Source organism: Moorena sp. SIO4A5 (assembly GCF_010672005.1).
GTDB lineage: Bacteria > Cyanobacteriota > Cyanobacteriia > Cyanobacteriales > Coleofasciculaceae > Moorena.
In genome coordinates this window covers 1-13,825 of the sequence record NZ_JAAHHZ010000044.1, presented here as the reverse complement: position 1 = coordinate 13,825, position 13,825 = coordinate 1, and the positions used below count along the sequence as shown (strand labels likewise).

Genomic DNA, 13,825 nt, shown 5'->3' with positions numbered 1-13,825 from the left:
ATGTGTATTTTTATAGTTAATATTCAGTGAATACAACTATTCTTGCTTCTACACTTTTGCTAACCCTTTTATTGGCAGTAGGTTTGTTTTTCTTTATTCGAGCCTCTGTGAAAGACCGAATACAACAAGTGAAGCTAGCTTCCCCAGAAACAGAAGAATCGCTTCTAAACCAGTTGAAGCAATATTTTGATCAAAGAGCCTACCAGGTGGCGGCGGTGGATGCTGCCACCAATCAAGTCACGTTCCAGGGGATAGTCCGACCGAGTTGGTTTCTGGCTATCTTTTTAACCGTCCTAGCTGCCTGTGGTATAGTCTGCTTATCTCTAGTGCTCTCTATTTTGTTTCCGACTTTGACTAAGGTGTTTTTGGGGCTAGTGGCACTAGCTCCCGCAGCGGGCCTTTTTTATTGGAAAAAAGCTGAGCGACTCGAACAGGTATCTCTGAAATTAGAATCAGCGTCTACCCAAGCCCCTGGGGATCAAGCTGCTGCGGAGCAATGTTTGGTTATAGTCACTGGCCATCGCGATGAACTAATACAACTTCAACAGTCCCTCAAACTAAAACCCTTGTTGTAAGCAAGCAGGGTTTGACATCTTCCCCCACTATAAGCAGAATAGGTAAATAAACCCAAGATACTTAGCCCTCCTCAAGCCTTAGAGTTTGAGGAGGGCTAAGTAAAAGCACTTTCAATAAATATTACCAGTAAGGTTTCAGCGGCTACGAGCGGCAACCCCTACCTTTTTTAAGGGAGAGTTGATTAATCGCAAACTGGGAAACAGAAAATGATTTTCTTCCACATATTGGGCACCGAAGAGCCCTTTTTCTGCCCAGAAATAACGGTCTGTGGTATGCTCGTTACGTTTGACCAGTAGTAGGGCAGGTGGAACTATCCCTTGTGATCGAATGTATGCCCGTGCTGCTGTAACCGGTTTATACTCGCCACTTTCTAGATTGTACTGAGGTACATGCTCAAGTATCTTGCGCCCTTCTTGGCGGCGGCGACTCTTACGCTTACGTCTTCTTGCCAACCTTTTTACCTCCTCTTTTTGCTGGCAATTGTAAAGATAGTTACAAAAGCCGTCGAAATTATATCGACTCTTTCTAAAAAGATCAAGCTCTTGTCATAGAACTAAACAACCCGGCTGAAACCTTTGACAGCAATACTTTAGGGGATTTTCCGTTTCCTCATTACCTCCGGAAAATTAATACAAAAATTTAATAGTTTTAATAAAACTTAAATATAATTAGAAAAAATAGCCTTAAACTCATCTCACAATTACACTGATCAGGTGATGGGGTGATGGGGTGATCAGATGATCGGGCAATGGATGTAACGGATATTTGTAAGAGGTCTAATCACTAATGACTGATGACTGATGACTGATGACTGATGACTGATGAGTGATCACTAAAGCTCACTAAGGCATAATAGTCAATTGTGTGACATCCTCCTACACTAACCTTCGGTATAGTGTAGGCTTCCCATCCTCACAAACGGGTATTCCTGCCCCAGATGATTAAACACCTTTGCGCCACTTATCTAGGATTTCTCCCCCGACAGATCGACTTGACAAGCGGTTTCCGTTCCCCGAATTGTCCACGGGTACTAATTCCAATCCTCGCCATCTAATCATCTGAGCGGCGGCATGATCTCTGTGAGTTGTGTAGCCGCATTCAGGACAAAAATGTTCTGAGACCCTCAAGTCTTTCTTGACCGTTGCCTGACACTCAGGGCAAGTCTGACTGGTTCCACGGGGGTCTACTCGTTTAAAGTAGCATCCCCGTTTCCAGGCTACCCACTTGAGAAGATCTAAGAATTGACCGAATGAAGCATCAATACAGTCAAACCTCAACATCCCTCGATTGAGTCCTACTGTGTTGAGGTCTTCTGCAAAGATTGTCTGAGCTTGGTCACAGAGTAAATGGGCTGTTTTCAGATGAAAGTCTTTGCGAGTATTCGCTATTTTTTGATGTAGTCTGGCCACCTTCAGTTGTGCCTTTTCCCAGTTATTAGAACGCTTTTGCTTTCTAGCTGCTCTGCGTTGCAGCAATTCCAGCTTGCCTTGCAGTGACTTGAAAAACTTAGGCCGTTCAACTGTGAAACCGTCTGAAGTTGTCAGGAATTTCTCTAACCCAAGGTCGATTCCGATTGCCCTGCCTACAGCAGGGTGATCAGGAATATCGACATCCAGTGCCATCGATATAACAACATACCATTGTGTCTGTCTAGCTTTAGCCAAGACTCTAACCTGTTTGACCTGGAATCCTTCGGGGATTTCCCGATGGAGCCGAATCGGAACTAAGCCAATCTTGAGGTGCGACCCGTGGCGAATTTAATTCGCCAACGGAAAGCGCACCTCGTTGGAAGTTTGATATGTGCATTACTGACTGGATTAGATTTGAATTGAGGAAACACAAATGATTTGTATTGCCCGCGTTTCTTGAATCTAGGAAACCCAAACCCTCTAGACTGCATTGCTTCCCATGAGTCATGTAACCGCCTAACGGTTGTTTGCAAAACTTGGGAATGCACCAAAGCTAGAAATGGGTTGGTTTTCTTGGCCTTGGGTAGATTGTTTTGTTGACGGTGATAACTAGGAAACGGTGTATCGGCAGGAATGATGTATTCTAAGTCAATGGAACACCTATCCACAGGACATTTACGACTAGCAATCCAGTCTTTCAACTCCCTCAATGAGTAGTTATAGACTCGTCTACAAGTCTCAAGCCAGTCTTTGAGGATCTGTTGTTGATCCTGACTGGGATAAATCCTGTATGTGTAGTTCATCATCAACATAGCCCCTATTCTACCACACTGAGGTGACAATGGTAAATGCTTATAGGGTGGGCATCGAACCCACCCGCTCAGCCTGGGGGAGTCCATGTATCCCCCAGACCCCCTCGCTAGTTAAGGGGTTCGACATTATAGAAGGAAAGCTGATAGTGGCTTAACTTCCAGTAGCATTAACCCAGAGACTCATCTATAGCTCATGTTCACTCGCGTCAGTTCAGAATTTGTCTCCCTGTGTCGAAACCAAGTGGCTTTATTAACCCAAGGACTGGGAGCAGCTAGTGGTGCTGTATATTTAACGGAAGAATTCGTTGAGGGCAATCAGGCAAAGCTAATTCCTGTGGTAGTTTATCCGGAAACAAGTACCGTGTGGGATATGAGTGATCCTGACTGGGTTTTGCCACAGAAAATAGGTGAGATTGATCAGATTCCTCGATTATCCAGCAGCTTACCTCGGCTACTCCCTCAGGGAAATAACCAAGAGCAAGATGTGGGTTCAACCTCTTTTGACTGGACAGAAAATTCCCTACAGCAGCAGCACCAAATCGTTTTACCTCTAATCCATGAAGGGATAGTGATGGGGTTATTGGTGAGTGCTCGTGATGATAGACCTTGGAATCACACAGAACAGGCAAGTGTGGAACGCATTGCTAGAACCTTAGCGATCGCATATGTCATAGAACAGCGTCAAGGTTGGTTTGAGCAGCAGTTGACTCAGCACAGACGTCTACAGGCAAAACAACGGGATATGCTTGACGATCTGCTGCATCAATTTCGTAATCCCCTGATGGCGTTACGAACCTTTGGTAAGCTACTGCTCAAGCGACTGGTACCAGGAGATAAAAACTATCCAGTGGCTTCGAGCATTATACGAGAAAGCGATCGCTTACAGGAGTTGCTGCAACAGTTTAATGCTTGCCTGGACATGAACCAAACCGATACAGCATCCCTAACGTTACCTGTAGCTACGGCTGAGGCTTCCTCATCCCCAGAATCAGATGATCTTGGGGAGATTTACCCAACTAGTCACTCCGAACCACACTCCACCCCAGGGGAATTTCCCCTACTCACGGACAAAACTCTTCCTTTGGAACTGTTTGCGGTCAAGGATGTCTTAGAACCCTTGCTTATATCTGCTGACGCTATTACTCAAGAGGCTAATTTGGAGTTGCATTGCTCTATTGCCCCCGACTTACCTTTGGTGAAAGGGAATCCTAAGGCTTTACGGGAAGTGTTGAGTAATTTGATTGACAATGCTTTGAAGTACACCCCAGCTGGGGGAAAAATTGATATCCAAGTTGGTGTTGGACAATGGCTTGATCATGGTGATGCTATAGCGATCGCAATTAGTGATACTGGTCCAGGTATTGCTCCAGAAGACTTAGACCATCTGTTTGAGCGGCATTATCGGGGAGTTCAAGCTAATGGTCCTATCCCTGGCACTGGTTTAGGATTAGCGATCGCAAAAGAACTCATGGCATACATGCAGGGTGATATTGAAGTTTTGAGTCCTGCCAAACTACTATCGACTGAGGAAAATGGGGAATTATCCATTAGTCATGGTCAAGATAACTCAAGCATGGGAACAACCTTTATCGTTTGGTTGACTTACGCTCAGTAGCCCTCAGTACATAGTTGTTGTTGACCGTTGAGAGGTTGGCTCTGATTGGTTAATCTATCATCCTCTCAACAGTTAACTGTCCACATATCTAGTTACTGACTGGTAATCACCAGGTCAGAGTCGATGGTAAGCTGTAAGTCGGTTTCTGGTTCAACCATAAATAGGTCAACGCTGCTGCTACCGAATAAACGTTTGCCGATATTTAAAGCGATGCCAGAACTAACTCCGATCAAGATTTCTTCTGTAGCGATCGCACGGTCACCGGTAACGGCAGAGATAGCAGCGGCGGCAGCGGTACCAACTGCTGCATCTTTTAGGATACTCCCTGGATTGCTACCCTTGCGAATAGTTTCAGTGGTGGTAATTTCCTCAGAGGTGGCATTAAAGGATAGGGTTTCACCATTGATCAACAGCTGCTGAGCTACAAACTGAGCTCCCTCTTTTGTAGCACGGAGTTCGCCAACCACTTCACTACCAGCAGGAATCAGCAACTTGCCCTCATCAGCAGTGGTAATGTTTAGATCCACTGTCAGGGTTAGGGGAATAGTTTCCTCTTGGGCGAGCAGAATTTTATCTTTTTTGTACTTAACCGGAATAGAAGTACCTGCAGGAATTGTGAAGGCTACAGGTGCTGGATTGGGATCGATAATGTATTGGGAGCTAATCACTGGGGCTTGTTCTGTTGCCACCAGCGCTTGGTACATAAAAGCTGCAACTTCTGCACGAGTTGCATTCCGAGTCGGATTGAGAAAGGCAACGTTAGGATAATTAACCACCAAACGATTTTCTGTAGCAGCAGCGATGGGAGCACGGGCAAAGTTAGAAATTTGGCTGCCGTCCCGGTAGAAACTGACCAGTTCTGAGGTAGAACCGCTGGAAGAGAAATTCAGTCCATTAGAAAGGGCTACTAAAACTTGTTCGCGGGGAATATTTTGTTCAGGTCTAAAGATATTACCAGGGTAACCACTCAGAAATCCGGTTTGGTAGGCTTCCTGAATGGCAGGATTTGCCCAGTAGTTGGAAGCAACATCCACGAAACTGTTGCCACCGCGAATGGCGGGTTTATTGAAATCTTGATTTGCTTTACGTAGCATTGCCGCAAACTGAGCGCGGGTCACTGGTGCATTTGGTCTGAAGGAGCCATCAGGAAATCCGGCAATAATACCGCGCTGGGATAATTCTCCAATAAAGTCACTTGCCCAGTAGTTGGATGAAACATCGATAAAGTTAGTGCTTTGGGCAAAAGACGGAGCAGGTGCGACTAGGGGAGCCATGGTGGTGGCGGTGAGTCCAAGGGCTAAAACAGCAGCAGTTCCTGATTGAAAATGATTTAGGTTAAGCATGGAAGGCATTCTATTAAATTAATGTGTTCTTAAGTAAATAGAACCAATCAGATGCTAGATGTTCCTAGGTTCAATAAAATTGTTTTTTTTGCTCAAAATAAGCATAAAAAACCAGATTATGCCTGTTTAATAGCAATAAGTTCGGCACAATCTGAGTAATTTGACGCTAGTAACATTGGATGAGTTGCCAACCACTTGCCAGATCAAAAATTGTCACATCAGCCCAAGGGTGTCGGGTGACCGGTTGACCGGGTGTGGCCTGTAGTAGACCGGTCCCAAGCGATACCCTACAGCTAGAGTTGCTGGGTAAGTCCTGAACTTTTCAGGACTGATTACTCAACACTGACCCACTGACGTACTGATGCAGTAATCATTCACTAAACTGCTTATCAATCCACCGGCGGTAAATTTTTTGAATTGCTTTGAGTACTTTTTGACTACTCGACTGCTTAGATGGACTGCTGGGGTCGAGTAACTGCAAGCGATTCAGAAGTTTGGCTTCTTCTGTGTCTACCAGCCCATCGCTATAAATTAAGGCACTGAGGGCTTCAATCAAGCGCTGATAGTCTTCTGGACTAGGGCGATCGCCTAAATACTGTTCCACCCAACTGTAGCATTCATCTGCTGACACAGCTTTGAGTTCATACAGTAACGGTTTAATCTCTGGGTCGTCAGCAACTCCATATTCCTTGGCGACTTTATACAGATATTCCCGTTCCTCTGCCTGAACTTTACCGTCTATCCAGGCGGCACCGATTAAAATTTTGAGCAACTGTTTGACACTAGAATTTGTAACCATGACTTTATCTCTCCAGTAGGGGGGAACCGAACCAATACAGCACTTGTTGCCAATCAACCTTGAATCATCAACAGCTTGCCACGATTAGGGGAAAAGGGAAAGTGGAAAGGGAAGAGGGGGAAGAGTGGGAAGATTGGGGAGACGGAGGAGAACTTTGTCAAAAAACTGGGTTTGTGAAAACTAACTTAGTTAGACCCCTTAATCTAGGTAAGAAACCTGATTTCTTTAAAGCCAATTTTTTTTGTACAGAAGTGTTAACCGCTAGTATGTTACGTTTAATTTTACTTAACTAAGTTAGTTCTTCCTTACACACTTATTTCTGTTAATGGAAATCGATATTGATTACTTAATTCAAGGGTATGCTCAAGGCTATTTCCTGATGGCAGATGATACTGGTAATTTAGGCTGGTACTCAAGCCGCGAACGTGCTATAATTCCTCTGGATGAGCGGTTTCGCTATCCTAAATCTCTGCGTCGTGTCTTAAATCAGGAACGATTTAGTGTCAGCATTAACCGAGACTTTTTAGGAGTAATGACTGGTTGTGCTGACCGCGAAACTACTTGGATTTCTCCAGAACTAAAGGAGATTTATTGGCAATTTTATAAGGCTGGATGGGCCTACAGTTTTGAAACTTGGCAGGGAAATCAGCTGGCAGGAGGAATTTTGGGGATTGTAATTGGTGGAGCGTTCATTGGTGAATCGATGTTTTATCGGATTCCGGAGGGCTCAAAGGTGGCTATGGTTAAGCTGGTAGAACGGTTGCGCGATCGCAACTTTTTGCTGTTTGATGCTCAGATGATGAATTCTCACCTAGAACGGTTTGGTGCCTGTACGGTCAATGAGCAAGAGTATAATCTGCTGTTACAGAAGGCAATAGCACAAACCTGTTCCTTTGATGAACCTATCTAACTGAGCTAGGGCTTACTTGGTCCACACAGCCAAACCTCCTCCCCGACCTCTAGCAGCAATGCAACGGTTTTCCACTAGAAAGTAGGTGAAGAATGCTTGTTCTTTTAAGGGTTGCTCATAGAACCTAGTTTCCCGGTCTTGTCCACCTTTAATGTAGCCTTGATAAAGTGTTATACGAGATAAGGATATCCTGATTTGAGTAAAGTCGAAAGCTAAGATATTGGTCTTAGGATAAAACTTCGTAGGACCGGTAAGAACTATCTGAATCGGTCCAAATTGAACAGCATTTTGAACCGTTCCTTGGTCTTGAGAAGACTCTGATGGGGAGTAGGATAGGTTAATCTTGATCCACTTTGGCAGAAATCGTCCGCTACCCAAGATCACCCCTGCTCGTTGGCGCGATCGCTTTGTCCCTGTAATAAACCCTAGTCGCCAATTTCCGATCAGTTGTGAATAGCCATGGCTGAGTTTGGTTCGTTTAGCTGTTGTCTCTGCCTGAAGTAGTGCCTCGACTACAGCTTCAGAGGTCGGTGGTGTAACCGATGGGCTTGTTAAAAACTCAATCGCTTGGTCTAGAGCTTTATCCATTGCTAGCAAATGCGTTAGTGAAGTGTGGCGCTACCTGATCAATCCCATGTCTTGATAATCTAATCCGATCTTATAGCCGATCGCTCAAAGTATATCCTAAGGAAGCAGTGACTTAACATAATTGTCTTAAATGGTCAAGTTGAGTTTCCTCAAGGTCTTACGAGAGCGGTTCAATATTTCCCGGTTAGCCATTAAGTATTCCCGAGTAACCATAGGTTTTTGGATCGCAATGGTTGTGGCTGGGCTTTTGGCGTTCAGTTCCCTTAAGTATGCCCTATTCCCTGATATTACCTTTCCGGTGGTGGTGGTCAATGCTCAAGTGCCATTGGAGACTGCCGTGGAAACGGAGCAGAAACTGACTCAACCGATTGAGGAAAGGCTTTTGCCTTTGGCAGGACTCGATCAGATGGTTTCTTCAACCTACCCTGGTCGAACGGTGGTTACCCTCTATTTCGATGTCGGAACCGATCTCAACTCTTCTTCAATGGAGGTTGAAAAGACACTGTGGCAAATTGCTATTCCTGAAGGTGCAACCTTTGAGGTCATTCCCTTCAATTTGAACGAATCCTCTGCAGTTAGCTACACCATCAAGAGTGATACTAAAGACCTGAAGCAATTAGCTGATATTGCTAAGACTAGTATTTTACCAGAGATTGCTCAACTTCCAGGAGTTCTGAAAGTCAATTTGTTGGGAGGGGGGGAAACTACGTTTACGGCTCTCAATTCTGGCTCGGACTTGACCAAACAAGCACCAGAAATTATTAAGGAGGAACAGCAGCGAGATAATCCCGAATCTCCCATACCCATTACCCCGACTCGGATTCGCTTCAATGGACAGGAAGCTTTGGCTTTTCAGGTGATCAAAGGGGGTGATGCTAATACCTTAGATGTGGTTAGTCGGGTAGAGGAAGCGGTGCAAAGACTACAAGGTAGTTTGCCAGAGGTGCAGTTAGTCTTAGCAGTGACTCAAGCTAACTATATCCGGGAAGCGACTCAATCTACTATTGATGGTTTATTACTGGCAATTGTTCTGGCAGTGTTGGTAATTTTTACTTTCTTGCGCAACTGGCGTGCGACCCTAATTACTGCCTTGGCAATTCCAATTTCCCTGCTGGGAACGGCTATTGTGATGGCTATCTATGGGTTCAATCTCGAAACCATTACTCTACTAGCTTTGGCTCTGGTAATTGGGATTATCATTGATGATGCCATTGTAGAAGTCGAGAACATTTCTCGGCACCTGGAGGCTGGGGAGTCTCCTCGACAAGCTGCTCTTTCTGCTACTAATGAAATTGGTCTGACGGTTTCTGCTTCTACTTTGACCATTGTCGCGGTATTTCTACCGGTTGGTTTAATGGGTGGTAACTTAGGACAGTTCTTTAAACCCTTTGGTCTGACGGTTTCGGCAGCAGTTCTTACCTCTTTGTTGGTTGCTCGGACCTTGTGCCCAGTTCTTGCGGTTTATTGGCTTAAACCTAGGCAGGGGAAAAGGGAAAAGGAAACAGGGCACAGGGAACAGGGAACAGGTAGAAGGGAGCAGGGAACAGGGAACAGGGCAAGATTATCGAGAGTAGTTTTCGACTCTTGGTTGAGGTTTAATCCCAACTACCGTGATTTGCTGCGCTGGTCCCTGGGGCATCGGAAATTTGTAGTGGGATTAGCGGTATTGAGCTTTGTGGCTGGGATTTCCCTGATTCCCCTAATTCCTCAGGGGTTTATTCCTACCCTAGACCGAGGGGAATTTATGATTACCTATACGGCACCGTTGCCTCAGATGCCTAGTGCCTCTCAATTTGGTGATTTAATTGATAAGATTCTGAATTTGGGAGGGTTTGATTCTAACAGTGAAGAGTCAAAGTCATTGTCATTAAGTAATTCAAATACTAATTCAGATACTAATTCAGACCTTAGGGAGCAGCTAAAACCACAACTCTCAAAACCAAAACTATCAAAGTCAGGGTTTAATGGTCTATTTCCGATTAAAAGTGGGATGCAATTGGTACTGAAGCAATCTGAGCAGGTAGCTAAGCAGTTAGAAGAGGCGGTGCTGGCTTTCCCTGAAGTGGAATCGGTCTATACAGTTGTGGGGGTACAGGGTGATCCCAACAAAGGAAACCTTCAGGTCAAACTTAAACGTAATCGCCAATATACTACTGCTCAGGTTCAGGAAAAAATGCGGGCTGCTTTGCCAAAGATCTCTGGTGTAACTACTAGTGTTGAAGATATTCAGTTTATCGAACTACCTACTCAAAAACCGGTTCAAGTTGCTTTATTGGGTGATGATTTAGAGGTGTTAGGCAATACTGCTGCAGATCTCAAAAATCGGATTGAGACATTACCAGGATTAGTGGATGTAGAGGCAACTGGTCAAAATAATCGAGGGAATAGGATTACTGAGATTGAGCATGTTAATGGTCAGCGAGGGGTTTATGTTCGTGCTAGCCTTAACCAGGGTCAAAGGTTGGGAGATGCTACTGAGGAGGTGGTAAAGGTTGCCAAATTGATTTTACCGGATGGTGTGAGGTTACAACTGTGGGGGGATTCGGCTCTGAGTAGTCATGTGCTGGGGAGTTTTGCTGGCACCTTGACCTTGTCTGTTACCTGTATGTTACTAGTGCTGATTTTGCCTTTTGGTCGATTGTTAGAACCGATGGTGGTGGGCTTGTCGTTGCCCTTATCTATTGTGGGAGCAATGCTAGCACTTCTGATCACCCAGAGTGATTTTGGCATGATTTCCCTGATTGGTCTAATTTTTTTGCTGGGACTACTTGACAAAAATGCGCTTTTGCTGATGGATTATGTTAACCAACTTCGTCGAGCTGGTTTAAGTCGCACTGAGGCAATTCTGGAAACGGGAGTGGTGCGTTTGCGACCGATTATAATGACTACTGCTTCGACAATTTTGGGGATGTTGCCATTGGCATTGGGATTTGGCGCAGGAGCAGAATTGCGACAACCGATGGCTGTGGCAATTATTGGTGGATTGCTTACGTCTACGTTATTGAGTTTGATTGTTGTACCAGTATTGTATACCCTGCTGGAAGATTGCTGGCTAGGATTATTTTCTGGTATAGCGCTACGCGCAAGTCAGAAGTCAGAAGTCAGAAGTCAGAAGTAAGCTATGACTAAGTTTCGGAGTTTAGGAATGTCAAACACCTTAATTGGTAGTGCTATAAGCAATAAGAAATTGGGAAACAGAGGAGCGTGCGTCAATGGCAATCAAAGCTTTCGTCACTGGAGGAACAGGATTTATCGGTGCTCATGTTGTGCGATCGCTACTTGAAGCAGGATACTCCGTGCGAGCTCTGGTGCGCCCTACTAGCCAACTCGATAACCTCCAGGGTCTAGATATAGAAGTCGTTATCGGTGACTTGAACGATCCAGGCTTGTGCCAACTGATGCAGGGATGTCAGGTATTATTTCATGTCGCTGCCCATTATTCCCTGTGGCAAGCGGATCGAGATTTACTCTATCGTAACAATGTCGAGGGAAGCCGTAATGTGCTACAAAGTGCTGGTAAAGCTGGGATTGAACGCACTGTTTACACCAGTTCAGTAGCGGCTATTGGTGTGGGTAAACCTGGGGAAATTGTGGATGAAACCCATCAGAGTCCTGTCGAGAAATTGGTGGGTGACTATAAAAAATCTAAGTTTTTTGCTGAAGCTGAAGCGATCAAGGCAGCTAAATCTGGTCTTGATGTGGTGATTGTTAATCCTAGCGCTCCCATTGGTCCGATGGATATTAAGCCAACTCCTACGGGAGAAATTATTGTGCGCTTCCTACAGCAGAAAATGCCATTTTATTTGGATACTGGATTAAATTTTATTGATGTGCGGGATGTGGCTCAGGGTCACCTGTTGGCGTTGGACCGGGGGAAAAAAGGCGATCGCTATATTTTAGGTAACCAAAATCTATCCTTCAAATCCTTATTGGAGCAACTTGCAGAAATTACTGGATTGAGTGCGCCTCAAAAAACTGTTCCGGTCTGGCTACCGCTGAGTATGGCTTGGATTGATGAGTGCGTGTTGACTGCTTTCGGGAAAACCCCTTCTATACCGCTAAATGGGGTGCGGATGGCACAACACCCGATGTATTACGATTGCTCGAAAGCAGTTAGAGAGTTAGGGTTACCCCAATCTTCGATTAGGAAAGCCCTCAAGGATGCTGTTGATTGGTTTAGCTAAGGGAACAGGGAACAGGGAACAGGGAACAGGGAGCAGCGGATCCCCCCTAACCCCCCTTAGTAAGGGGGGAAGGGAACAGCGGATCACCGGAACAGGGAACAGAAAGACTTTTGGCAGCTTTAAAAAAGTTAATACACTTCCGTTTATTTATCTCTAGGTACTTACCGCTGGCTCCAGGAAATAGGGAAACTGACAACTGTCGCGAAGTCTAGGATTTTAAGCAATTCACCAACAGTATTATAAATTTATTGGCGAGGCTGATCATAGTTAAAGCTTTGGGGTAATCATGATTACCCTCAATGATTAGCGTTAATTATATGGTGTGAGGACAATTATGGCAATTCAATTACAACAAGCTCTTGATGTCGGAAAGTATATTGTGACCCAGCGTCTTTTGGGTCGTAAACGCTTTCCCCTGGTGCTGATGTTGGAACCTCTGTTCCGCTGTAATCTAGCTTGTTCCGGTTGTGGCAAAATCCAGCATCCTACGGAAATACTCAAGAGCCAGCTGACTCCTGAAGAGTGCTTTGCTGCGGTGAAAGAGTGTGGTGTTCCTGTGGTTTCTATTCCGGGGGGAGAACCTTTGCTTCATCCACAAATTGACGAAATTGTCAAGGGGTTGGTGGCATGGCGAAAGTATGTCTATCTCTGTACCAATGGGTTGTTGTTAGAGAAGTGTCTGGATAAGTTCCAACCTTCCCCTTACCTGACTTTCAGCGTTCACTTGGATGGCTTACGGGAACGGCATGATCAGTGTGTGGACCGTCAAGGGGTATTTGATAAGGTGGTGCAGGCAATTCGGGCGGCTAAAGCTAGGGGATTTCGTGTGACTACTAACACGACGGTGTTTGAGGGAACTGATCCTAAGGAAATCCAGGAGTTCTTTGATTTCCTGGCCATGTTGGGTATTGACGGCATGATGGTTTCTCCTGGATATAGTTATGAATGGGCACCAGATCAGGAGCATTTCCTGAAGCGGGAACAGACTAAGGCGATGTTCCGGGAAATTTTAGCGCCTTTGAAGGCTGGGAAGAAAACCTGGAATTTTAACCATAATCCTTTATTTTTGGATTTCCTGATCGGGGAGAAAGATTACGAGTGTACCCCTTGGGGAAGTCCTAGTTACAGTGTTTTGGGGTGGCAAAAGCCTTGCTATTTGTTAAATGAAGGGCATTATGCCACTTTTAAGGAATTGCTGGAGGAAACGAATTGGGATCAGTATGGTCGCGCTAGTGGTAATCCTAAGTGTGCCGATTGTATGGTCCATTGTGGGTATGAGCCGACGGCGGCTGTGGATGCGTTTCAGCCCCAGAATATGGTTCGTGCTATGGGTAGTGTGTTAGGAGGAGTGTGAACCTGACCAATTTCCGAGACCATAAAGCTGGCGCTAGTTCCTAGGTCTAAGTGGTGATGGATTGGAAAGCCTGGCAGGATCGGCAAGGTCAACTTGAGCAACCTAAATGCGATCGCATTAATCTGAGCTTTCTGATTCTTGATTAAAATGACCTTGACATCAAGCTCAAGGTCATTATTTCAAATGAATTGTGATAATTTTTGTTCCCTGTTCCCTGCTCCCTGTTCCCTGCTCC

General features: G+C 45.1%; 14 protein-coding genes. 7 read left to right on the top strand and 7 right to left on the bottom strand.

Annotation, left to right across the window (positions count from 1 at the left end):
* Positions 1-26 precede the first annotated feature (26 nt).
* On the top strand, positions 27-575 hold the full coding sequence (locus F6K57_RS15620) for a cofactor assembly of complex C subunit B (RefSeq protein WP_293022150.1): 549 nt from the start codon (positions 27-29) through the stop codon (positions 573-575).
* 135 nt (positions 576-710) lie between these two features.
* On the opposite strand, the gene F6K57_RS15615 is transcribed toward F6K57_RS15620, so the two are convergent.
* The 3 genes from F6K57_RS15615 to F6K57_RS15605 all read right to left on the bottom strand — a co-directional run bounded on the left by F6K57_RS15615 (position 711) and on the right by F6K57_RS15605 (position 2,791).
* Positions 711-1,028, bottom strand: a complete 318-nt coding sequence (locus tag F6K57_RS15615) for a DUF3155 domain-containing protein (RefSeq protein ID WP_008178570.1) — start codon at positions 1,026-1,028, stop codon at positions 711-713.
* Positions 1,029-1,517: 489 nt separating this feature from the next.
* On the bottom strand, positions 1,518-2,276 hold the full coding sequence (locus F6K57_RS15610; RefSeq protein WP_293056381.1) for a transposase: 759 nt from the start codon (positions 2,274-2,276) through the stop codon (positions 1,518-1,520).
* Positions 2,277-2,299: 23 nt separating this feature from the next.
* Positions 2,300-2,791 (bottom strand): transposase, encoded by a 492-nt coding sequence (locus tag F6K57_RS15605; protein WP_293069108.1) that lies wholly within the window; start codon positions 2,789-2,791, stop codon positions 2,300-2,302.
* Between the two features lie 199 nt (positions 2,792-2,990).
* Between F6K57_RS15605 and F6K57_RS15600 the strand changes: the two genes are divergently transcribed.
* Entirely contained in the window at positions 2,991-4,412 is a 1,422-nt protein-coding gene (locus F6K57_RS15600) for a GAF domain-containing sensor histidine kinase (RefSeq protein ID WP_293069105.1), read from the top strand.
* 92 nt (positions 4,413-4,504) lie between these two features.
* Here F6K57_RS15600 and F6K57_RS15595 read toward each other — a convergent pair whose 3' ends face one another.
* Together F6K57_RS15595 and F6K57_RS15590 are read right to left on the bottom strand one after the other, a co-directional pair.
* Positions 4,505-5,755, bottom strand: a complete 1,251-nt coding sequence (locus F6K57_RS15595) for an S-layer homology domain-containing protein (RefSeq protein WP_293022161.1) — start codon at positions 5,753-5,755, stop codon at positions 4,505-4,507.
* 370 nt (positions 5,756-6,125) lie between these two features.
* Positions 6,126-6,554 carry a TerB family tellurite resistance protein gene (locus F6K57_RS15590; RefSeq protein WP_293022163.1) on the bottom strand — a complete coding sequence of 143 codons (429 nt, stop codon included), beginning with the start codon at positions 6,552-6,554 and terminating at the stop codon, positions 6,126-6,128.
* 59 nt (positions 6,555-6,613) lie between these two features.
* Here F6K57_RS15590 and F6K57_RS15585 point away from each other — a divergent pair, with 59 nt between their 5' ends.
* Together F6K57_RS15585 and aat are read left to right on the top strand one after the other, a co-directional pair.
* Positions 6,614-6,847 (top strand): hypothetical protein, encoded by a 234-nt coding sequence (locus F6K57_RS15585; protein WP_293069100.1) that lies wholly within the window; start codon positions 6,614-6,616, stop codon positions 6,845-6,847.
* 32 nt (positions 6,848-6,879) lie between these two features.
* A complete protein-coding gene (aat, locus tag F6K57_RS15580; protein ID WP_293069097.1) occupies positions 6,880-7,464 on the top strand; it encodes a leucyl/phenylalanyl-tRNA--protein transferase in 585 nt (194 codons plus the stop codon).
* Positions 7,465-7,476: 12 nt separating this feature from the next.
* On the opposite strand, the gene F6K57_RS15575 is transcribed toward aat, so the two are convergent.
* Positions 7,477-8,052 (bottom strand): hypothetical protein, encoded by a 576-nt coding sequence (locus F6K57_RS15575; protein WP_293069094.1) that lies wholly within the window; start codon positions 8,050-8,052, stop codon positions 7,477-7,479.
* A 130-nt stretch (positions 8,053-8,182) separates the two neighbouring features.
* Here F6K57_RS15575 and F6K57_RS15570 point away from each other — a divergent pair, with 130 nt between their 5' ends.
* Both F6K57_RS15570 and hpnA read left to right on the top strand, forming a co-directional pair.
* Complete coding sequence (locus F6K57_RS15570) at positions 8,183-11,170, top strand: efflux RND transporter permease subunit (RefSeq protein WP_293069091.1); 2,988 nt, start codon at positions 8,183-8,185, stop codon at positions 11,168-11,170.
* A 94-nt stretch (positions 11,171-11,264) separates the two neighbouring features.
* Positions 11,265-12,236 carry a hopanoid-associated sugar epimerase gene (gene hpnA, locus F6K57_RS15565; protein WP_293069088.1) on the top strand — a complete coding sequence of 324 codons (972 nt, stop codon included), beginning with the start codon at positions 11,265-11,267 and terminating at the stop codon, positions 12,234-12,236.
* A 46-nt stretch (positions 12,237-12,282) separates the two neighbouring features.
* Here the strand turns inward: hpnA and F6K57_RS15560 are convergent, their stop codons facing one another.
* Positions 12,283-12,432 (bottom strand): hypothetical protein, encoded by a 150-nt coding sequence (locus F6K57_RS15560; protein ID WP_293069085.1) that lies wholly within the window; start codon positions 12,430-12,432, stop codon positions 12,283-12,285.
* 138 nt (positions 12,433-12,570) lie between these two features.
* Here F6K57_RS15560 and hpnH point away from each other — a divergent pair, with 138 nt between their 5' ends.
* Entirely contained in the window at positions 12,571-13,590 is a 1,020-nt protein-coding gene (gene hpnH, locus F6K57_RS15555; protein ID WP_293069082.1) for an adenosyl-hopene transferase HpnH, read from the top strand.
* The last annotated feature ends 235 nt before the right edge of the window (positions 13,591-13,825 follow it).